A 21,109-nucleotide genomic window follows, 5' to 3' on the forward strand; every position below is an offset into this window, starting at 1 on the left:
CGCCCGGGACCACCAGCTCCCGCTCCGGTGCCGCCTGGTCTGGTGCGGTCTGGTCGGGTCCGGCCACACTCGTCATCGCACCCTGCTCCTCCCTGGCGAGCCCCTCGGGGCCACCTGCGACTAGTGGTCGAGCGCGGTGAACGTATCCAGGTCGACGACGGCCTGGGCCATGCGCTCGATGTTGACCATGGAGACGTCGTCCGGCTGCATCTTCGGCTGCAACGAGCCCGAGCCGAGGGTGGCCAGCCAGAAGCAGAGCCCGTGCAGGGTCTGCTGCCGGTAGGCGGTCCAGGTCGCCGCCGGGTCGTGCGGACTGCCCGACACCTCGGACAGCTCGGCGGCGTAGAGCGCGAGCAGCTCGCGCTCCCACGCCCGGCGGTCGGCGATGGTGAGCGAGGACATCAGGGCGTACGCGACGTCCCGCGGACCCTGGCCCCTCGCGTAGGCCGACCAGTCGAACAGCCCCATCCGCCCGTCCGCCGTGGCGAACCAGTTCCCGGCGTGCACGTCGTGATGAACCAGGCCGACCGGACAGTGGTCGTCGAGCTCCAGCGCCCGCATCCGGTACCCGTGCAGCCGGCTCCGGAGTGCCCTCAGTGGCGCGGGTATCACGTCTCCCGCCAGGTCCAGACCCGCCACCGATCGGCCCTCGCTGTCCACATAGGTGTTGAGCACCTCCTGCAACCGTCGCGAGGACAGCACCCAGCGTAGGTCCCCGGCGAACCGCGGGCTGCCCTCCAGGCAGCCGTGCACCACCGCGAGCGAACGGACCAGCGCCTCGGCGTGCGCGCGGTCCAGGGTGGACCGGACCTCCCCGAACGTGACGTCGCGGGTGCGGGCCAGGTCCTCCAGCAGCAGGATCGACCGGCCCGAGCGCCGATCGCACACACCGTGGTAGCCGGTGGGCGCCAGGATCGGCGTGCTGGGCCCGATGCGGTCGTAGAAGCGCACCTCGCCGCTCATCCCACCCGTCGCGCCGACCTGCAGGCGCGTCAGGAAGGTCGAGGTGGCCTTGACGAAGACGGTCGGTGGCAGCGTCTGCTCGTCGACCCCGTCGGCGCCCTCGTACTCGAGGACCAGTCGGCTGCGGACGGTGGAGCCACGGCTGATCGGCTCGAGGCGGTGCGACCGGACTCGGGCCCCGGTGCCGCGGCACAGGGTCGCGGTGAGCCACTCGTCGGTGACCCGCTCGGGAGCGGTGGGGATCTGGCCCGCGGTGCGGGCCGCGGGACGGCGCACGACGTCCGCGAGATAGCCGCGGCCGACGCGGGCCATCTGACGGGCGGAGGCGACGCTGGCGGACATCGACACGACCTGGGCTCCTTCGGAACGGGCCGATCAGGGACGGCGGGGTCGTGGCCCGGTCCAGGCCGACTCACGGTGGCGGCCGCCGCCGTGCGACGCTACATTCATTCACGAATGTATGTCAATTGGCCGAAGCGCTGGACCGAGTACGCCGCTGATCCGGCCGCGTGCGTGGCCTCGCCGAGGGCGGACGCGGAAGTGAGGCCGTCGATGAGGACCGTCGACTACACCGGCTACCAGGGCTTGGCGATCACCCGGGAGGGGACGGTGCTCACCGTCGCCCTGGACCGCCCCGAGGCGCTCAATGCGATCGACGACGAGATGCACGAGGAGCTCGGCCGAGTCTTCGCCGACGTGGCGCTCGACGACCGGACCCGGGTGGTGGTCCTCACCGGCACCGGTCGGGCCTTCAGTGCGGGTGGGGACATCAAGTCGATGCTCGCCCACGCCGAACGGACGGGCTCGTTCGGGCACAGCATCGACATGGCGACCGCCAAGCGCATCGTGTTCTCCCTGCTGGACCTCGAGAAGCCCGTGCTCGCCAAGGTGAACGGCCCGGCGATGGGGCTCGGCGCCACGCTCGCCCTGCTCTGCGACATGGTCTACATGGCCGAGTCGGCGGTGCTCGCGGATCCGCACGTGCGGGCGGGGGTGGTCGCGGGGGACGGCGGCGCGGTGATCTGGCCGCAGCTCATCGGCTACGCGCGGGCCAAGGAGCTGCTCATGACCGGCGACCCGGTGGACGCGGCTCGGGCCGCGGAGCTCGGCCTCGTCAACCACGTCACGCCGGACTCCGAGCTCGACGAGGTAGTGGCGGCGATGGCACGCAGGCTGGCCGCGGGGCCGCAGGAGGCCATCCGTTGGACCAAGGTCGCGGCGAACCTGCCGCTCAAACGCACGATGCACAGCGTGCTGGACGCCTCGCTCGCCTACGAGCTGCTCACGATGCGCAGCGCGGGTCACGAGCGCGCTGTCCGTGCGTTCGTCGACGGTCGGGAGCCACAGTTCGACTGAGGTGGACATACATACAGGGCGGGATGTAACGTTCGTCGACGGTTTCTCCCACCCGTGACGAGATGAGGTCGCCAGTGCTGACCACCGGAGTGGACTCGGACCAGCGTCGCGCGCTTGTCGCCGCGCTGCGTGACTACGTGAAGCGAGAGGTCGGGAGCCCTGAGCAGCGGCAGCGGATCTCACCGGACACCGAGGACACCCAGGTCCTGAGGGACGTGACGCGCTCGCTCGCCGAGCTGGGCTGGGTCGGCGTCGCGCTGCCGGAGGAGTACGGGGGCGGTGGAGGCGGCATCACCGATGCCTGCCTCATCATGGAGGAGCTCTGGTACGGCCGGGTCCCCGCGGCGGCGGTGATCGTGTCGATGATCGTCGGCAAGGTGATCGAGACCTTCGGCACGCCGGAGCAGAAGGAGCGCGTGATCTCCGGCATCTGCCGGGGCGAGATCGCCTCGATCGCGATGAGCGAACCCGGGGCCGGGTCCGATGTCGGTTCGCTGACCTGTCGTGCCGTGCCCACCGCCGACGGGTACGTGCTGAACGGCCAGAAGACCTGGACCTCGGCGGCGCACTATGCGGACCGGATCCTGCTCGTCGCCCGTACCTCGGTCGACGGCACGAAGCACCAGGGGCTGTCGATGTTGGAGGTGCCCGCGGGGACCGCAGGCATGACTATCCGGCCGATCGCGACCCTGGGCGGCAGCGAGGTCAACGACATCTACTTCACCGATGCGTTCGTCCCGAGGGAGAACCTCGTCGGGGTGCAGGACCAGGGCTGGGGGCAGCTGATGTCCGGCCTGAACTTCGAGCGCCTGGTCGGTGCGGCAGGGTTCCTCGGGCTCACCCGGCGCATCTTCGACGACACGGTCGAGCACATCACCGGCCGGCAGCAGTTCGGACAACCGATCAGCAAGTTCCAGGCCATCCGACATCGCGTCGCCGACCTCGCCACCGAGATCGAGTGCTGCCGCATGCTGGTCTACGAACTCGCCGCCAGGGCGGACGCGAACCCCGGCACCGCGTACCTGCGTGAGGTCTCGATGGCCAAGCTCAAGACCTCCGAGGTGCTCAAGACGATGGCGGTCGAGGGGATGCAGATGACCGGGGGGATGGGCTACACCAAGGAGTTCGGGATGGAGGCCCACCTCCGGCACGGCATCATCGCCACGGTCTACGGCGGCGCGAGCGAGGTGCAGCGGGACATCATCGCCAAGACCTTCGAGCTCTGATCGGCGTGAGTGGCCGGATCCGGGTGGAGTGTGCGGGGCCCGTCGCCACGGTCGTCGTCGACCACCCCGCCACCCACAACGCGGTGACCACGGCGATGGTCGACGACCTCGGCTCGGCCCTCGGCGGGCTCGCCGGGGACCCGGATGTCCGGGTCGTGGTGGTCACCGGTGCGGGAGAGGACTTCTGCGCGGGCTACCACCTCGCGGACCTGGGGGACGGTGTCGAACCCGCGCCGGAGGTACCGTTGGCGAGCATGCGCCGTGGCGGTGCCGCGGCGCTGGCTCTGCACCGGCTGGACGTGCCGGTGATCGCCAAGGTCCGTGGGGTCGCGGTCGGACTGGGCTGGAACCTCGCCCTGCAGTGCGATCTCGTCGTGGCCTCGGACACGGCGCGGTTCACCCAGCGTTTCACGAAGCTCGGCCTGTCGGTCGACTTCGGCGGATCGCACCTGCTCCCGCGGCTGGTCGGCACCCAGCGGGCGAAGCGGCTGGTCTACCTGTCGGAGTGGCTCTCGGCGGCCGAGGCCGCAGACCTCGGCCTGGTCGCCGCCGTGGTCCCCGACGCCGAGCTCGACGACCTGGTGGCGGACTGGGCAGGTCGGCTGGCGGGCGCGGACCCGCACGCCCTGTCACTGTCCAAGCGCCTGCTCGAGCGCTCGCCGGGGATCTCCATGGCCGCGGCGCTGGAGGACGAGGCCCGGGCCCAGGCCCTGAACGTGATGCATGCCGCGCAGGTGCGCCCCCGCGGCTGAACGGAGGAACGGTGTTGTTGCGGGGCAAACGGATCATCGTGGTCGGCGGCGCGAGTGGGATCGCCGCCGAGACCGTCCGTGCGTACGTCGAACACGGCGCCGCCGTCCTGTCCCTCGACGTCGACGACGAGCGGGGCCGGGAGGTGGTCGCATCGGCCACCGGCCCGGGCTCGGCGACCTACCTGCACTGCGACGTGGCCGACCGAGCCGCCGTCGACGCCGTGTTCGCCGAGGGCGTCGCGCTGCTCGGCGGTCTGGACGTCCTCGCGATGGTGGCAGGGGTCGAGCAGCAGAAGCAGGCTCAGCATGTCACGCCCGCAGACGTCGAACGGATCGTCGGGACGAACTTCGGCGGCACCCTGAACACCAACGCGGCCGCGTTCGCGCATCTCTGCGACCGAGGCGGCTCGATCATCAACTACTCCTCCGCGGCGGGCCTGGAGGGTGCTGCCGGGATGCCGCTCTACAGCGCGGCGAAGGGCGCGGTGCTCGCCTTCACCCGCAGCGTCGCCCGGGACTGGGGCCGTTACGGGATCCGGGTCAACGCCGTGTGTCCGGCCATCGTGACCCCGATGCTGCGGACGTTCCTGGCGGGGATGGACCCCGAGCTGCGGCGCTCCCGTGCCGCCGCCACCGCCGAGCGCTTCCCACTCGGCGGCGGGCCCGGGAGCCCGCGGGAGGCCGCGGACGTCAACGTGTTCCTCGCGAGTGACCTCGCGCGGTTCGTCACCGGGCAGACGCTGCCGGTCGACGGCGGGAACGTCATGGTGCGCTGAGGAGCCCGCCGGCGGGCCGCCGCGGGTCGCTGCCCGCGACGGCCCCGCGCTCATCGGCCGAGGATCGTCAGGTGCACGGCGGCGGCGGTGCGCCGCAGGAACCCGCCGCCGTTCTCCGCCATGCCGATCCTGGCCCCCGCGACCTGGCGGTCGCCCGCCCGACCACGGATCTGGTCGCTGAGCTCGACGAGCTGGGCGCAGCCCGTGGCGCCCACCGGGTGCCCGCGGCTGATCAGTCCGCCGCTGACGTTGACCGGGACCCGCCCGCCGAGGCGGGTGTCGCCGTTCGCCAGCAGCTTCGGGCCGTCCCCGACGGCGCACAGTCCCAGGTCCTCGTACATGATCAGTTCTGCGGGTGCCGCGGCGTCGTGGACCTCGACCAGGTCGAGATCCGCGGCGCCCAGTCCCGCGGTCTCGTAGGCCGCCCGAACCGCGGTGAGGGTGGGGTCCTCCTGCTCGCTGAGCCCGGAGGCGAGCGCGGCGGCGAGGACGCGCACCCCGTCCGCGCCGAGCCGGGCGGCCCGCTCCGCGGAGGCGATGACCAGCGCCGCGGCGCCGTCCCCGATCGGCGAGCACATGGGCAGGGTCAGGTCGCCACTGATCCGCCTGCTCTGAGACACCTCGTCGCGGGTCGTCCGGTCGCGGAACTGGGCGATCGGGTTGAGCGCGGCGTGGTCGCGGCTCTTGACCACGACATCGGCGAAGTCCGCGGGCGTGGCGCCGGAGCGCTCCGCGTAGCGCTTGGCCATGTCGGCGTAGACGTCCATGAAGAAGGAGCCGCTGCCCGGCGCGCCGCCGGGTCCGTAGAGGTCCTCCTCCAGCTCGACCAGCCGCTCGAGGTCCGCTCCGGTCCGGAGCGCCTCGAAGCTCACGTTCCGGTCGTCGTGGGTCAGCTTCTCCGACCCGACCACCAGCACGAGGTCGACCTGGCCCGCCTTGATCGCCGTGACGGCCAGGTGGAAGGCCGACGAGCCGGTGGCACAGGCGTTCTCGACGTTCACCAGCGGGACGTTGCCCAGGCCCAGGTCGCGCAGGGCGACCTGTCCGCGGATCATCTCCTGGCCCGTGACCAGCCCGCCGACCGCGTTGCCGAAGTACACCCCCTGGACGTCGTCGACTCCGACACCTGCGTCGGCGAGGGCCTGGCGGGCCGCCTCGTCCGCCATGGTCCGCACGGTCCGGCCCGGGAGCCTGCCGAAGCGGGTGATGCCGGTGCCGACGATGACTGCCTCGGACATGAGCGTGACCTCCACGGAGCTCGTTCGACCTCGCCTCCATCCTCCCCACTCCTTGACATACATGCAAGGCGGGATGTTTGATCGATGACAGGTCGCCGGTGCGGTGACCGGCGGAAAGGGTGAGCGATCGCCCGGCGGGAACGAGCCCGACGACCCGGGTTCCACAGTGAGGTGGCGAGCTGATGCCCCGAGCGGCAGTCCGGTCCGACCTGGTGGACACCGATCTCGCGTGGTGCCTGACCGACGAGCACCGCGCCTGGCGCAAGGTCCTGCGGGACTTCGCCGAGGAGGTGCTCCGGCCGGGCGTCGCGCGACGGAGCATCGAGGCCGCCGTCGATCTCGACGTACTGGGCAGGCTCGGCGAGCTCGGGGTCTACGGCACCCTGGTGCCCGAGGAGCTCGGCGGCAGCGGCGCAGACCTGGTGAGTGCCTCGCTGCAGATCGAGGAGCTCGCCCGGGTCGACAGCTCGGCCTCCACCACGGTCCACGTGCAGATGGCGAACGCGTCGCTGCTCGCCGAGCTGGGCACCCCCGAGCAGAAGGATCGGCTGTTCCCGGCGCTGGCGACCGGGGAGTCCTTCCTGGCTCTCGGGCTCACCGAACCCAGCGGCGGCTCGGACGCAGGCAACATCGGCACCCGCGCGGTCCGGGCGGACGGCGGCTGGGTGATCAACGGCGCCAAGCAGTTCATCTCGAACTCCGGGCTCCCGATGACCGACCACGTCCTCGTCGTCGCCGCGACCGGCGGGTTCGGCGAGCGCAGGCCGGAGACCACGGCCTTCCTGGTGCCGATCGGCGCGCCCGGGCTCGAGGTCGGCCCCGGCTACGACAAGCTCGGCTGGCGCTCGGCGGACACCCACCCGCTCTACCTGCAGGACGTCCGGGTGACCGACGCGGACGTCGTCGGGCCGGTGGGAGGGGGTTACGGCCGGATCCTGCAGTACCTGACCTGGGCCCGCATCCCGGTGGCGGCGATGTCCGTCGGCGTGGCACAAGGGTGTCTGGAGGGCGCGGCACGGTTCGTCACCGAGCGGACCTCGTTCGGCAAACCGCTCCACCAGCACCAGACGGTCGCGTTCGCGATGGCCGACCTCGCGGCGCTCACCCACACGGCCCGGAGCGTGACCTACGACGCGGCCTGGAAGCGCGACCACGGACACCCGTTCGAGCAGGAGGCCGCGATCTGCAAGCTGGTCGCCTCGGAGATCGCGAACAAGGTCGCGTACTCGGCCTCCGAGCTGCACGGCGGCTACGGCTTCATGGACGACTACGACGTCACCCGTCACTACCGCGACGCCAAGGTGCTCACGATCGGTGAGGGCACCTCGGCGGTCCAACGCATGTTGATCGCGCGCAGCCTGGGCTTCCCGGCGTAGCCGGTCCACGCATCCATCGGAGGAAGGCAGCATGAGCAACCGCACGTTCGTCATCGGTGTCGGGATGACCAAGTTCGAGAAGCCGGGGGCGCGGGACTGGGACTACCCGGACATGGTCCGCGAGTCGGGGTCCAAGGCCCTGGCCGACGCCGGCATCGCCTACGCCGACGTGCAGAGCGCCTTCGCGGGCTTCTGCTACGGGGAGTCCTGCTCGGGCCAGCGCGCGCTGTACGAGCTGGGCCTGACCGGGATACCGGTGGTCAACGTGAACAACAACTGCTCGACCGGGTCCAGCGCCCTGTACCTGGCGCGCGAGGCGGTCCGCGGCGGCTCCGCCGAGGTCTCGCTGGCGGTGGGGTTCGAGAAGATGGAACGTGGTTCGTTGGCCATCAACGGCAAGTACCCCGACCGTGCGGTGCCGACCGGCCGGTTCGCCGAGGTGATGGCGAACGGCCGTGACCTCGCAGGCGCGCCGATCTCGCCTGCGATGTTCGGGCAGGCGGGCCGCGAACACATGGCACGCTACGGCTCGACCGCGGACCACTTCGCGTGGATCGGGTGGAAGAACCACAAGCACTCGGTGAACAACCCCTACGCCCAGTTCCAGGACGAGTACTCGCAGGCGGACATCGCGGGCGCGCGGATGATCTTCGATCCGCTCACCAAGCTCCAGTGCTCACCGACCTCGGACGGGTCCGCGGCTGCGGTGATCGCGAGCGAGCGGTACGTCGACGAGCACGGTCTGTGGGACCGGGCGGTCGAGATCGCCGGGCAGGCGATGGTCACCGACTTCCGCTCCACGTTCGAGAGTGACGACCCCATCAAGATCGTCGGCGCGGACCTGACCCGGGAGGCCGGGCGCAAGGCCCTCGACCAGGCCGGGACCGACATCGCCGAGGTCGACGTCGTCGAGCTGCACGACTGCTTCTCGACCAACGAGCTGCTCACCTACGAGGCGCTCGGGATGGCGGCCGAGGGGGAGGGCCACCTGCTCGTCGACTCCGAGGCCACGACGTACGGGGGCAAGTGGGTCGTGAACCCCTCCGGGGGCCTGATCTCGAAGGGGCATCCGCTGGGGGCGACCGGCCTGGCGCAGTGCGCCGAGCTCACGTGGCAGCTGCGCGGCACGGCGGACGCCCGCCAGGTCGACGGCGCCACGGTCGGCCTGCAGCACAACCTCGGGCTCGGGGGCGCCGCCGTCGTGACCGTCTACAAGACCGCGTCCTGAGCGGTCACCGGGAGGAGAAGCGATGTCCGACATCCGATACGACGACCGAGTCGCGCTGGTGACGGGGGCGGGGGCCGGCCTCGGCCGGGCCCATGCGCTCCTGCTGGCCGAGCGTGGTGCCCTCGTGGTCGCGAACGACCTCGGCGGGAGCCGGGCGGGCGAGGGGTCGAGCACCTCCGCAGCGGAGGCCGTGGTGGCGGAGATCCGCGCCGCGGGCGGCACCGCGCTCGCGAACACCGACAGCGTGGCCGACGCGGAGGGTGCCGCCCGGATGGTGCAGGCCGCGCTCGACACGTTCGGCAGGCTGGACATCGTCGTGAACAACGCGGGGATCCTGCGAGACGTCTCCTACGGGAAGATGTCCGCGCGCGACTGGGAGGCCGTGCTCTCCGTGCACCTCGACGGCACCCACCACGTGACCCACGCCGCTTGGCCGCACCTCCGGGCGGCAGGGTACGGCCGCATCGTCAACACCACCTCGGCCTCCGGGCTCTACGGCAACTTCGGGCAGGTCAACTACGGCGCGGCGAAGATGGGCATCGTCGGGCTGACCCGGGCCCTCGCGGTCGAGGGCGCCTCGAAGAACATCCTGGTGAACTGCGTGGCTCCGGCCGCGGCGTCGCGGCTCACGGAGGACACTTTGACCCCCGAGCTGTTCGACCGGCTGCGCCCGGAGTACGTCGCCTCGCTCGTCGGGTACCTGGTGTCGGACGAGTGCACCGACACCGGGCGGGTCTACGCCGTCGGCGGGGGATACGTGTCCCGCGTCGCGGTGCTGGAGGGCCAGGGAGCGGTGTTCGCCGACGTGCCGAGCCCGGAGCGCATCCGAGACTCCTTCGACGTGATCAACGACCTCGAGGGTGCGGTCGAGCCGCTGTCCGGCCCGGAGTCCGTCGACCACATCGTGAAGCGGATGGGCGCGGCCTGAGCCGCGCGGGGGATCACCGTGTCGATCGATCTCACCAAGGCCCTGGGGGCGGAGCTGACCCCCGCCGACTACACCTACACCACCGACGACGTCATCCTGTACCACCTGGCCCTGGGGGCCGGGGTGCCGCCGACGGCGCGGACGGAGCTCGCCTACACCTACGAGGACGGGCTGGTCACGCTGCCCACCTTCGGCGTCCTCCCGCCGCTCGACCTGGTCGTCGAGATGATCGGCGCACCGGGCATGGCGTTCGACCCGACGATGCTGCTGCACGGGGAGCAGGACATCACCGCGCACCGCCCGTTCCCGACGTCGGGGACGGTACGCACCACCGGGCGGATCGCCGAGATCTGGGACAAGGGCAAGGCCGCGCTGGTCGTGCTGACGACGGAGACGTCCGACGCCGACGGGCCGATCATGTCCAGCCGGATCAGCGCGTTCATCCGCGGCGAGGGCGGGTTCGGCGGCGAGCGGGGACCCACGACCGGGCTGCCCGCGCCACAGCGCGAGCCCGACCACGTGCTGCGGACCCGCACCCTGCCGCAGCAGGCCCTGATCTACCGGCTGACCGGCGACAAGAACCCGCTGCACGCCGATCCCGGCTTCGCGGCCAGGGCCGGCTTCGACCGGCCGATCCTGCACGGGCTGTGCACCTACGGGGTGGTGTGCCGGGCCGTGGTCGACGAGGTCCTGGGCAGCGTCGACCGGGTCGGCCGGTACATGGTCCGGTTCGCCGGGTCGGTGTTCCCGGGGGAGACCGTCGTGACGAACGTCTGGCGGGAGGGCGGGCGACTGCTGCTGTCCGCCACGACGGAGGAGCGCGGCGCCCCCGTGCTCAGCAACTCCTTCATCACCGTCCGCGACTGATCGCGGACGCACACTGCTGACAGCGGGGCGGCGGCTGCGCGAGGATCAAGCCTGCCCGTCCCTGTCACTGGAGAGAGGACCCGGTCGTGAGTCTCGCAACGGTGCCCCCACCGACCCAGGAGGAGCAGGACATCCTCGACGGCCTGTTCACCTTCATCGAACGCCGCGTGATGCCGCTGCAGGAGAGCCTGGCCGACTACTTCGCGGACTCGCGCAGGTACTTCGACGAGACGGGCAACGAAGCGCACGCCGTCGTCGAGGCGCGCAGGCGCGTGCGCCTGGAGTCGGCGGAGGCCGGCTACTACAACCTGTTCACTCCCGAGGAGTTCGGCGGGGCCGGGCTGTCCAAGCGGCTCTACATGCGGGTCACCGAGGAGGTCAGCAGGCGCTACGGCCCGGGCATGCACCGGGAGCACCTCGCGACCGAGGCCGTACCGAACGTCTTCATGGGTCCGGGTCCGATCTGGACCCGAGCCTCGGCGGAGCTCCGCGACGAGATCGTGCCGAGGCTGCTGCGCGGGGAGATCCGCGGCGCCTTCGGCCTCAGCGAGCCCGACGCGGGGACCGACAACTTCAACATGAAGACGACCGCGCGCCGCGAGGGCGACGAGTGGGTCATCAACGGCACGAAGCAGTGGACCTCGTGGGCGGCCGAGTCCGACTACCTGCTCGTGTTCGCCGTGACCGACCCGGAGCGGGCCAAGACGCGCTCCGGCGGTGTGACCTGCTTCTACGTGCCGACCGACAGCCCCGGCTACCGACTCGTCTCCAACATCCACCTGTTCGGTGACCCCGGCGGCCGCGACGGCATCGAGGCCTTCGACGAGGTGCGGGTCCCGGACGCCTGGCGGATCGGGCCCGAGGGGGAGGGTATGAAGATGGCCTTCCTGACCCTCAACACCAGCAGGCTCTGGCTCGCCGTCCGGCTGCTGGGAGAGGCGTTCTGGGCCTTCGACCGATCGGTCGAGTACGCCAACACCCGGCGCACGTTCGGCAAGACCATCGGCGAGCACCAGTCGATCCAGAACATGCTCGCGGACATGGCCGTGGACCTCTACTCCACCCACACCATGGCCTTCGACTGCGCCGCGCGCTTCGACGCGGGGCAGGACATCCGGGTGGAGGGTGCGATCGTGAAGTACGCCGCCGCCAACGCCTGTGGTCGCGTCTTCGACAACGCCATGCAGCTGCACGGGGGCATGGGCTTCTCCAACGAGACCTACCTTTTCGACGGCTGGAAGCACGCTCGGATGGCGCGGGTCACCGAAGGATCGGACCAGATGATGCAGCGCACGATCGCGCGCCGGACGCTCGTCGGCGGGCTCCCGAACTGGTGCCGCTGATGGGTATCAACCTGAGCCCGGACGAGCAGCGGGACTTCCTGGAGAACGCCCACACGATGATCGTCACGACGATCCGCCGAGACGGTAGGCCGTCCGCGGTCCCGGTGTGGTTCGTCGTGGTGAGCGGCTCGCTGTACTTCGGCACCCCGCCCACCGCGGCCAAGCTGTCGCACCTCCGCCGCGACCCGCGGTGCTGCGTCCTCGTCGAGTCCGGCGAGAAGTGGCGCGAGCTACGAGCGCTGCAGTGGCAGATGGATGCGGTGATCCTGGAGCCCGGACCTGAGGTGGATGCGGCCGAGGCGGCTTCCGAGCGGAAGTACGACGCCTATCGCACGCCGTTCGAGCTGATGCCGCCTGCCGCCCAGCAGCACTACGGGGAGAGTGTGTGGATGCGTCTCGAACCGGCGGGAGACCCGGTCACCTGGGACAACTCGAAGATGCGGCTGCGGGACGGGGTCTGAGGCGATGACGGCGCCCTCCGCGGACGTCACTGCGATCCCGGCCGTGTGGTCCGGCGAGGTGCTCGCCGAGCACATCGACGAGAACGGCCACATGAACCTGCTGCACTACGTCGAGCTCAACGCCAGGGCCATCGGCCTGCTGATGGACCGTGTGGGGCTGGACGCGGGCCACCGGCAGCGTGCCGACGTGGGGCTGTTCACGCTGGAGCAGCGCGTCACGTACCGGTCGGAGATGCTGGTGGGACGGCGGATGAGCGTGCGCCCCGCGGCCCTGGACCGATCGGACTCGGTCGTGCACACGGTGTCGTACCTCGTCGACGAGGACAGCGGAGCCATCTCCAGCACGCTCGAGCAGACGGTGATGTCGGTCAGCCGGGCGACCAGGCGCGCGGTCCCCTTCCCGCCCTGGGCGGCCGCCCGCCTCGACGAGGCGATCGCGACGACGGGCGCCACCGCCGCCCGCCCCGATCCGGCCTGCGGTCGGATCGGCATCAGGCGCCGGGGGTAGGCGTCCGGGTCACGACTCGCCGGCGAGGGCTCCCCGCAGCACGTCCGTGAGCACGCGGATCTGGCGCTTCTCGCGCTCCTCGTCGGCGAACAACAGCCGCTGCCAGGCCATGCCGCGCAACGTGTTGAACGCCAGGTCGGCGAGCTCACGAATGCGGGACTCGGGGTAGCTGCCGTCGTCCAGCACGTGCACGGCGTACTCCAGGGCGCGCCTGCCGATCTTCCGCTCGACGGGGATCAGCAGCTCGCGAAGGGCGGCGTCGTTGCGGGCCGCCACCCGCAGCTCGGCCGAGGCCAGCCACAGGTCACTGTGGATCGACCGCCACAGTGCGGCGACCACCTCGTCGACGTCTCCGGGATCACGGTTCTCCAGCGTGGGGAACGCCTCGGTCAACCAGCGTTCGTGAACCTCGACCAACGCGGCCGACACGAGCTCGGCCTTGCTGTCGAAGTGGTGCTTCTGTGCGCCCCGGGTGAACCCGGACAGTTCCGCGATCCGCACCGAGGTGGCGCCCTGATAGCCGTACCGGCTGATCGCCTCGATGGTGGCCTCGAGCAGAGCGGCCCGGGTGCTCTCGGTCCGCTCGACATTGGACATGCGCACCTTCGGCCTGGGTGCCGCCGGCTTGGTCGCTCCTGGCATGTGCGTCTCCTCGAGGATCGGGCTCGGGAAACCGATGGCATGGTGGCCCCGAGGCGGCCCGGCGACCGCGTCCGGACGCGATCCCGGCGGCCCGGACGAGGGCTGAGCCCAACCTCCATTCTACATCCACACTGGTTTGGATCGCGCGGCACCGCCGTTCGGTCGTTGTCATACATCCCGGAGTGGATGTAATCTTCCCGGCGTCGGGGACCACAGCTGATCCCCGTGACGCGTGGAAGGGATGCCATGACCGCTCCCACTCGGCTCCCCTTGCCGGAGCTCCTGCGTGACCTGGCCGCCCGCCATCCCGAGCGGGTGCTGGTCAGCCAGGCCGAGACCGGGAGGACCCAGACCGCGGCGCAACTGTGGCAGCGCGCCGTGGACTGGACGGATCGGCTGCGGGCGCAGGGTGTGGTGCCGGGCGACCACGTGGCCACCATGACCGGCAACACCGCGGAGTGCTTCGCCCTGTGGGTCGGCATCGCCCTGGCAGGAGCGATCGAGATCCCGGTCAGCGTGGAGTTGCGGGGCAGCGCGCTGGAACACGTCTTCGCCGAGTCGCGGGCGACGCTGCTGGTCGTCGACGATCGCGGTCGGGAGGCGCTCGCCACCGACGCCACGGGTCTCGCGGGAATCCGGACGGTGCTCACCACCACGGTCGACCGCCCCGGGGCGAACCGGTGGCTACCGGTCGGCATCGACGTCGTCCCGTGCCCGCCGCGGGAGGTCGACCCCACACCCGAGACCGGGATGCGGTTGCCGGGGTCGACCGACATCGCGTTGGTCCTGTTCACCTCGGGCACGACCGGGCCCGCGAAGGGAGTGCTCGTCCCCTGGGGGCAGCTGCTGTCGACCTGTGAGGGCGCCTTCCCCGTCGACGCGACCGGCCCGGACCGCTGCATGTACTCGGCGTTCCCGCCCAACCACATCAGCGCACGCACCCTGCCGTACCTCGCCTGGCTGCGCGGCGGCCGGGCGGTGCTGCGGGAGCGGTTCAGCGCCTCCGCCTTCTGGGACGACGTCGACCGGCACGGCTGCACGACCACCGCGCTCGCGGCCACGATGGGGGTGTTCCTGCTGGGGGCACCGTCCACGCCCGACGACCACGCCCACGCCCTGCGGGACGTGATGATCGCGCCGTTGATCGAGAACTGGGAGACCTTCGCGGCCCGGTTCGGGGTGCGGGTCTGCACGCTGTTCACGATGACCGAGGTCAGCACCCCGCTCGCGTCGGGCTGGGGTCCGGACCGGCCGACGACCTGCGGTTACCTGCGGCAGGGGTACCCCGGCTACGAGGCGCGGCTGGTGGACGCCGACGATCGGGACGTGCCGGTCGGCGAGCCCGGGGAGCTCGCGGTGCGCACCGCCGAACCGGGCACGCTCAACGCGGGCTACCTGCACCGCGAGGAGGAGACCCGCCACGCGTGGCGCGGAGGATGGTTCCACACCGGTGACTGGTTCCGCCGCGACGAGCAGGGCCGCTACCAGTTCGCGGGCCGGATGAAGGACGCGATCCGACACCGCGGGGAGAACGTGTCGGCCTACGAGGTCGAGCGCGAGGTCCTGCGGACCGACGGCGTCGCCGGGTGTGCGGCGGTGGGGGTGCCGTCCGCCGACGCGGAGGAGGACGTCTACCTGTTCGTCGTCCCGGAGGAGGGGGTCGATATCGACACCACCCGCCTGCTCGAGGAGCTCCGCCCGCGCCTGGCGCGATACATGATGCCCAGCTACGTCCACGTCGTCGACGCCTTGCCGCTCACGGCGACGGGCAAGGCGCACAAGACGCGGCTGCGCGACCTGGCCCGCTCGCAGCTCGCGGGGACCGCATGAGCGCCGCGCGGTCCGCCGGGCCCGATCACGGAGAGGCGCGTGACGCGCGATGACCGAGATCCTGCCGTTCCTGGTCATCGGCCTGACGACGGGCTCGGTGTACGGGCTCGCCGGCGTCGGGTTGGTGCTCACCTACAAGACCTCGGGCGTGCTCAACTTCGCCCACGGCGCCCTGGCCACGGTCGCTGCCTACCTCCTCTACACACTCTTCGTGGAGGAGGGGATGGCCTGGCCGGTGAGCGCGGTGCTGGCCGTGGTGGTGGCGGGCCCGCTCATGGGCCTGCTGCTGGCCGCACTCTCCCGAACGATCGCGCGCACGTCGTTCGTGCTGCAGGTCGCGGCCACCGCCGGCCTGCTCCTCGCGATCCTGGCAGCGATCGAGCTGATCTTCGGACTGGACGAGGTCCGCACGGTCCCGGTCTTCCTCGGGGCCGGGACCGTGGACGTCGCGGGTACGACCGTGCAGTGGTCGAGCATCTGGACGTTCCTCGTCACGGTCTGCGCGTCGGCGGCCCTCGCGGTGTACTTCCGGCTGGCCCGCACCGGGCTCGCGATGCGCGCGGTCGTCGCGCGCCCGGAGCTGCTGTCGCTCACGGGAACCAGTCCGACCAGGGTGCGGACGGTCTCCTGGGTGATCGGGACGACGTTCGCCGCCACCTCGGGTGTGCTGCTCGCGCCCGTGCTGCCGCTGGAGCCGACCAACCTGACGCTGCTGGTGCTGTCGTCGTTCGGGGCGGCGGCACTCGCGGCCTTCCGCAGCATCCCGCTCACGTTCGTGGGCGGTCTCGTGATCGGGATCGTCGGCGCCCTGGCCACGCGGTTCATCACCGACCTGCCGCTGCTGGGTCTGGCACCGGCGATGCCCTATCTGGTGTTGCTGTTGGTCCTGGTGACCTTCCCGCGCCGGTATTTCGCCAACCGTGCCGAGGCCGTCTCCGAGGCGCGGGCGACCTGGACCGCACCGCCTCGGATGCAGCTCGGAAGCGGTGCGGTGGTGCTGGTGGTGCTCTGCCTGGTGCCGCTCTTCGCCGGCATCCACCTCACCGACTGGACCACCGGCCTGGCGACCGTCGTCCTCTTCCTCTCCCTCGGCCTGCTCGTCAAGACCTCGGGCCAGGTGTCGCTGGCGCACGTGACGTTCGCCGTGATCGGCGCGGTCACCTTCCAGCACCTCGTCGTGGACGCCGAGCTCCCGTGGTCGGTCGGCGTGCTGCTCGCAGGGCTCGTGGTCATGCCGATCGGCGCGCTCCTGGCCTTCCCGGCCGCCAGGCTGTCCAGCCTGTACCTCGCACTGGCCACCTTCGCCTTCGCCGTCGTCGTGCAGTACGTGTTCTACCGGCAGGACTACATGTTCGGTCCGGTGTCCGAGGCGCTGGCCATGCCCAAGCCCGACCTCGGGTGGACGGGGCTGGAGCCCGACACCGCGTACTTCTACCTCGTCCTGGTGCTCGCGGTGCTCGCCGCGCTGCTGGTGATCCTGCTGAGCCGGTCGCGGCTGGGCAGGCTGCTGCGAGCGATGGCCGACTCACCGGTCGCCGTCGGGACCTCGGGGACCTCAGTGCTCGTCACGCGGGGGCTGGTCTTCGCGGTCTCCGCCGGGCTCGCCGGGTTCGCGGGGGCCCTGGCCGGGGTGTCGCAGGGGGCGATCGCCCCGATCTCCTACCCGCCGCTGCTCTCGCTCACCTACTTCGCGCTGATCGTGGTGGTGCCGGGTCGCGAGCCGTGGAACGCACTGCTCGCCGGACTCGTGCTGATCGTGGTCCCCTCGTACCTCTCGGGCGGGGACGTACCCGTGATCCTGGAGCTGGTCTTCGGGCTGTCGGCGGTGGCCTACGCGGCCCAGCCCGCAGCACTGCGCACCCTGCCGCCGAAGGTGACCGAGGCGGTCGACCGCCTCTTCCGCCGCGCGGCCCCGCCGCCGGTTCCGCCCGCCGCGGGCGACCGGCGCCGGGTGCGGCCGGGAGAGCTCGAGGTCCGCGATCTCACCGTTCGCTTCGGTGGGCTGCTCGCCGTGCAGGACCTGAGCCTGCGCGCGGCGACCGGGGGTGTCACGGCGTTGATCGGACCGAACGGCGCGGGCAAGACGACCACGTTCAACGCCTGCACGGGACTGGTGCGCCCGTCCGCGGGCAGCGTGCTGCTGGACGGGCGGCCCCTCGGCGGGCGGACCCCGGCCGCACGCGCCCGCCTGGGGCTGGGGCGGACCTTCCAGCGGATGGAGCTCTACGAGTCGCTGACCGTGCGCCGCAACGTCGAGTCGGGCATGGAGGCCGCCCTGGCCGGCATCGATCCGCTCCGGCACGTGTTCGGCGGGCGCAGGCAGCGGGCCGAGGTGGCCGCGGCCACCGCCGAGGCGCTCGAGCTCTGCGACATCGTCGACCTGGCGGACCGCCCGGTCTCCCTGCTGTCGACCGGCCAGCGCCGGCTGGTGGAGATGGCGCGGTGCGTCGCGGGCCCCAGCCGGATCATGCTGCTCGACGAGCCGTCCTCGGGTCTCGACGAGCAGGAGACGGCGGCGTTCGCGCGGATCGTGCGCCGGGTGGTCGCCGAGCGCGGGGTGGGCGTGCTGCTCGTCGAGCACGACATGGACCTGGTCCTCGACCTGAGCGACCAGATCTACGTCATGGACTTCGGCAGGCTCGTCGCCCGGGGCACGCCCCAGGAGGTGCTCGCGTCCGACATCGTGCGGGCCGCCTATCTCGGCGAGGGTGACGTGCCGGTCGCCGAGGCCGTCGAGGACTCGACCGCGGAGGGTTCCGTTGTCCACTGACGACACGCGCCGACCCGACCCGACCGAGCCACCGCCCGCACTGGCGCTGCGCGGCATCGTCGCAGGCTACGGCCGGGTCACCGTCCTCTCCGGGGTGGACATCGTGGTTCCGGAGCGATCGGTCGTGGCCGTCATGGGTCCCAACGGCGCCGGGAAGTCCACCCTGCTGAAGGTCGCGTCCGGGTTGCTGCCCGCTCGCGGCGGCCGGGTGGAGCTGGCGGGCGAGGACGTGACACGCGAGTCGCCCCACCGCCGGTCTCGCCGTGGGATCTGTGCGATCCCCGAGGGCCGAGGGATCTTCCCGGACCTGACCGTGCAGGAGAACCTCGTGCTGCACACCCCGCGCGGCGAGGGCCGGGCGGTGCACGAGCGCGCGTTCGAGGCCTTCCCCAAGCTCAAGAAGCGGCTCTCCCAGCGGGCGGGCAGCCTCTCGGGGGGCGAGCAGCAGATGCTCGCGCTCAGCCGCTGCTTCCTCGTCGAGCCTCGGGTCGTGCTGCTCGACGAGGTCTCGATGGGACTCGCCCCGATCGTGGTCGACGAGGTCTACGCCGCTCTGGACGCCCTCGTGCGTGCCGGGGTCGCCCTGCTGCTCGTCGAGCAGTACGTCCATCGCGCGCTCGCCATGGCGAGCGTGGTCCACGTCCTCACGAAAGGCGTCGTCGGTGTCAGCGGGACGCCGGACGCCCTCGCCCAGGACGAGTTGGCCCAGCACTACCTCGGGGGACGGTCGACCCGGCCCGACGGCGAGAGCCGTGTGCAGCCGGTCGTCGCCGGACATGTACCGCCGGATACTCGGAGAAGAGGGTGACGATGAAGTCACGGATCACGGCCGCCATCGGGGCGGCGGTCCTCGCGCTCGGGCTCGCCGCGTGCGGCTCGGACCAGGGGACGACGGGTGCCCAGGGCGCCGTCCCACCGGGAGACCCGATCGTCATCGGGTACATCGGGAGCGACACAGGCGGCTTCAAGGCCACCTACGGCCGGGGCAAGGCCACGATCAACGCCTGGGTGACCGCGGTGAACGACGCCGGCGGCATCAACGGCCACGCCGTCAGGGTCGTCACGAAGGACGACGCGGGCGACCCCGCCACCGGGCTCAAGGTGGCGAAGGAGCTGGTCGAGGGCGAGAAGGTGGTCGCCATCGTGGGCGAGGCCAGCGGGACCACGTCCAGCTGGGCGCCGTACATGCAGGAGAAGGGCGTTCCCGTGGTGGGCGGCCCGCCGGTCCAGCAGCACTTCGCGACCAACCCCAACAGCTTCCCGACGGGGGCGGGGACGCTGGTGACCTCGCTCGGACAGGTGGTCATGGCCAAGGAGGCCTCGGCCACGGCCCTCGGTATCGCCTACTGCGCGGAGTCGCCGGTCTGCGACCTCAGCACCATCTTCCGAACGGCCACCGGGATCGTCGGCGGTGTCACGCTCGCCAACAGCTCCAGCGTCGCGGCGACCACATCGGACTACAGCGCCACCTGCGTCGCGATGAAGCAGGACGGGGTGAACGCCATCTACAGCACCCTCGAGGCGACCGCGACGCAGCGGTTGTTCGCCGACTGCGCGCGGCAGGGGCTCGACGTCCAGCAGTCCGAGGGCATGGGCAGCTACGACGTCGGCTGGCTGAAGGACCCGATGATGGACGGGACCCTCGTGGTGTCCGGCCAGGCGGTGTGGACGGACGAGGCCACCCCCGGCGGCAAGGAGATGCTCGACGCGCTCGGGAAGTACGCGCCGGACGTCACCGAGGAGATCAACTCCACGGTCCACACGACCTGGATCGGAGGGGAGCTGTTCCGCAAGGCCGCGGAGGCCGCGGACCTCGGCCCGACCTCCACACCCGCGGACGTCAAGCGGGGTCTGTACGCGCTCGACGGCGAGACGCTCGGTGGCATGGCAGCGCCGCTCAAGTACACCGAGGGGCAACCGACCGTGCTCAAGTGCTGGTTCGGGTCGCAGATCACCGGCGGGGCGCTCACGGCCATGAACGACAACAAGCCGACCTGCGTGTCCGACGCCGATGTCGCCACGCTCGCGGCGGCGCTGCGCGGCTGACCCGAGCGGCAGGGAAAGGGGCGGAACGGTGGCACTGCTGGAGGGACGGTCCTGTGTGGTCACGGGCGGGGCGAGCGGCATCGGGGCCGCGATCGCCGAGGCCTTCGTCGGTCAGGGGGCCCGGGTGGTCGTCGGGGACATCGCCGACGACCTGGGGCACGACCTCGTCGCCCGGCTCGGTTCGGCGGCGCGCTACGTGCACGCCGACGTGACCGCCGAGTCGGACATCGAGGGCGTGGTCGCGGCCGCGGTGTCGGCGCACGGTGGCGTGGACGTCATGGTCAACAACGCCGGGACGTCCGGTGACCGGTCACCCCTCGTCGATCTCGACGCGGACGGGTTCGACGCCACCACCAGGTTGCTGCTCCGCTCGGTCGCCCTGGGCCACAAGCACGCCGCGCGGGCGATGATCGCAGGCGGTCGTGGCGGCTCCATCATCTCCATCGGCAGCATCTCGGGGCTGGAGGGCGGCTGGGGCGGTGTCGGGTACGCGGCGTCGAAGGCGGCGGTCGTCGGGGTGGTGCGGATGGCGGCGGCCCGGTTGGGCGGGCACGGCATCCGCTGCAACGCCATCCACCCGGGCATGGTGATCACCCCCATCTACCTGCGTGATCGGCCCCTCGCAGCGGGGCAGGGGGCGGAGTTCCTCGATCTCCTCGGGGAGGAGATCGCGCCGCTGCAGCCGCTCGGACGGGCCGGTCGACCGGACGACGTCGCGGGGGCGGCGGTCTACCTCGCCTCCGACCTGTCGTCCTGGGTGACCGGCGTGCAGCTCCCTGTCGACGGGGGATACACCGCC

At 71.4% G+C, this 21,109-nt stretch carries 19 protein-coding genes; 16 read left to right on the plus strand and 3 right to left on the minus strand.

Annotation, left to right across the window (positions count from 1 at the left end):
* Positions 1-120 precede the first annotated feature (120 nt).
* On the minus strand, positions 121-1,305 hold the full coding sequence (locus H5J29_RS02560; RefSeq protein ID WP_181779263.1) for a phosphotransferase: 1,185 nt from the start codon (positions 1,303-1,305) through the stop codon (positions 121-123).
* A 210-nt stretch (positions 1,306-1,515) separates the two neighbouring features.
* Here H5J29_RS02560 and H5J29_RS02565 point away from each other — a divergent pair, with 210 nt between their 5' ends.
* From H5J29_RS02565 to H5J29_RS02580, 4 genes are all read left to right on the plus strand, one after another.
* Positions 1,516-2,319, plus strand: coding sequence for an enoyl-CoA hydratase/isomerase family protein (locus H5J29_RS02565; RefSeq protein ID WP_181779264.1), 804 nt, complete (start codon positions 1,516-1,518; stop codon positions 2,317-2,319).
* Between the two features lie 74 nt (positions 2,320-2,393).
* Positions 2,394-3,545 (plus strand): acyl-CoA dehydrogenase family protein, encoded by a 1,152-nt coding sequence (locus H5J29_RS02570; RefSeq protein ID WP_312858025.1) that lies wholly within the window; start codon positions 2,394-2,396, stop codon positions 3,543-3,545.
* A 5-nt stretch (positions 3,546-3,550) separates the two neighbouring features.
* Positions 3,551-4,297 carry an enoyl-CoA hydratase/isomerase family protein gene (locus tag H5J29_RS02575; RefSeq protein ID WP_181779266.1) on the plus strand — a complete coding sequence of 249 codons (747 nt, stop codon included), beginning with the start codon at positions 3,551-3,553 and terminating at the stop codon, positions 4,295-4,297.
* Between the two features lie 11 nt (positions 4,298-4,308).
* Positions 4,309-5,073 (plus strand): SDR family NAD(P)-dependent oxidoreductase, encoded by a 765-nt coding sequence (locus tag H5J29_RS02580; RefSeq protein WP_181779267.1) that lies wholly within the window; start codon positions 4,309-4,311, stop codon positions 5,071-5,073.
* Positions 5,074-5,123: 50 nt separating this feature from the next.
* Here the strand turns inward: H5J29_RS02580 and H5J29_RS02585 are convergent, their stop codons facing one another.
* A complete protein-coding gene (locus H5J29_RS02585; RefSeq protein ID WP_181779268.1) occupies positions 5,124-6,311 on the minus strand; it encodes a thiolase family protein in 1,188 nt (395 codons plus the stop codon).
* Between the two features lie 182 nt (positions 6,312-6,493).
* Between H5J29_RS02585 and H5J29_RS02590 the strand changes: the two genes are divergently transcribed.
* The 7 genes from H5J29_RS02590 to H5J29_RS02620 all read left to right on the plus strand — a co-directional run bounded on the left by H5J29_RS02590 (position 6,494) and on the right by H5J29_RS02620 (position 13,022).
* Positions 6,494-7,687 carry an acyl-CoA dehydrogenase family protein gene (locus tag H5J29_RS02590; protein ID WP_181779269.1) on the plus strand — a complete coding sequence of 398 codons (1,194 nt, stop codon included), beginning with the start codon at positions 6,494-6,496 and terminating at the stop codon, positions 7,685-7,687.
* 31 nt (positions 7,688-7,718) lie between these two features.
* Positions 7,719-8,915 (plus strand): lipid-transfer protein, encoded by a 1,197-nt coding sequence (locus tag H5J29_RS02595; RefSeq protein ID WP_181779270.1) that lies wholly within the window; start codon positions 7,719-7,721, stop codon positions 8,913-8,915.
* A gap of 22 nt (positions 8,916-8,937) precedes the next feature.
* Positions 8,938-9,843 carry an SDR family oxidoreductase gene (locus H5J29_RS02600; RefSeq protein ID WP_181779271.1) on the plus strand — a complete coding sequence of 302 codons (906 nt, stop codon included), beginning with the start codon at positions 8,938-8,940 and terminating at the stop codon, positions 9,841-9,843.
* 18 nt (positions 9,844-9,861) lie between these two features.
* Positions 9,862-10,710, plus strand: a complete 849-nt coding sequence (locus tag H5J29_RS02605; protein ID WP_312858026.1) for a MaoC/PaaZ C-terminal domain-containing protein — start codon at positions 9,862-9,864, stop codon at positions 10,708-10,710.
* An 86-nt stretch (positions 10,711-10,796) separates the two neighbouring features.
* On the plus strand, positions 10,797-12,053 hold the full coding sequence (locus H5J29_RS36080; RefSeq protein ID WP_181779272.1) for an acyl-CoA dehydrogenase family protein: 1,257 nt from the start codon (positions 10,797-10,799) through the stop codon (positions 12,051-12,053).
* The gene (locus H5J29_RS02615; RefSeq protein WP_181779273.1) at positions 12,053-12,514 is read left to right on the plus strand and encodes a pyridoxamine 5'-phosphate oxidase family protein; all 462 of its coding nucleotides are present in this window, start codon (positions 12,053-12,055) and stop codon (positions 12,512-12,514) included. Before H5J29_RS36080 ends, H5J29_RS02615 begins: the two co-directional genes overlap by 1 nt.
* Before the next feature lie 4 nt (positions 12,515-12,518).
* Positions 12,519-13,022 (plus strand): thioesterase family protein, encoded by a 504-nt coding sequence (locus H5J29_RS02620; protein WP_181779274.1) that lies wholly within the window; start codon positions 12,519-12,521, stop codon positions 13,020-13,022.
* Between the two features lie 9 nt (positions 13,023-13,031).
* On the opposite strand, the gene H5J29_RS35725 is transcribed toward H5J29_RS02620, so the two are convergent.
* Complete coding sequence (locus H5J29_RS35725; RefSeq protein WP_181779275.1) at positions 13,032-13,619, minus strand: TetR/AcrR family transcriptional regulator; 588 nt, start codon at positions 13,617-13,619, stop codon at positions 13,032-13,034.
* A 291-nt stretch (positions 13,620-13,910) separates the two neighbouring features.
* Here H5J29_RS35725 and H5J29_RS02630 point away from each other — a divergent pair, with 291 nt between their 5' ends.
* The 5 genes from H5J29_RS02630 to H5J29_RS02650 all read left to right on the plus strand — a co-directional run.
* The gene (locus tag H5J29_RS02630) at positions 13,911-15,494 is read left to right on the plus strand and encodes an AMP-binding protein (RefSeq protein WP_181779276.1); all 1,584 of its coding nucleotides are present in this window, start codon (positions 13,911-13,913) and stop codon (positions 15,492-15,494) included.
* A 49-nt stretch (positions 15,495-15,543) separates the two neighbouring features.
* Positions 15,544-18,264, plus strand: coding sequence for a branched-chain amino acid ABC transporter permease/ATP-binding protein (locus tag H5J29_RS02635; protein WP_181779277.1), 2,721 nt, complete (start codon positions 15,544-15,546; stop codon positions 18,262-18,264).
* The gene (locus H5J29_RS02640; RefSeq protein ID WP_181779278.1) at positions 18,254-19,072 is read left to right on the plus strand and encodes an ABC transporter ATP-binding protein; all 819 of its coding nucleotides are present in this window, start codon (positions 18,254-18,256) and stop codon (positions 19,070-19,072) included. The genes H5J29_RS02635 and H5J29_RS02640 overlap by 11 nt, the downstream gene beginning before the upstream one ends.
* A 2-nt stretch (positions 19,073-19,074) precedes the next feature.
* Positions 19,075-20,310, plus strand: a complete 1,236-nt coding sequence (locus tag H5J29_RS02645) for an ABC transporter substrate-binding protein (protein ID WP_181779279.1) — start codon at positions 19,075-19,077, stop codon at positions 20,308-20,310.
* Positions 20,311-20,338: 28 nt separating this feature from the next.
* Positions 20,339-21,109: SDR family NAD(P)-dependent oxidoreductase (locus H5J29_RS02650; protein WP_181779280.1), on the plus strand; the 771-nt coding region annotated here is incomplete at its 3' end.

The sequence above is a fragment of the Pseudonocardia pini genome, assembly GCF_013870575.1.
In the GTDB taxonomy this organism is placed as follows: Bacteria; Actinomycetota; Actinomycetes; order Mycobacteriales; family Pseudonocardiaceae; genus Pseudonocardia; species Pseudonocardia pini.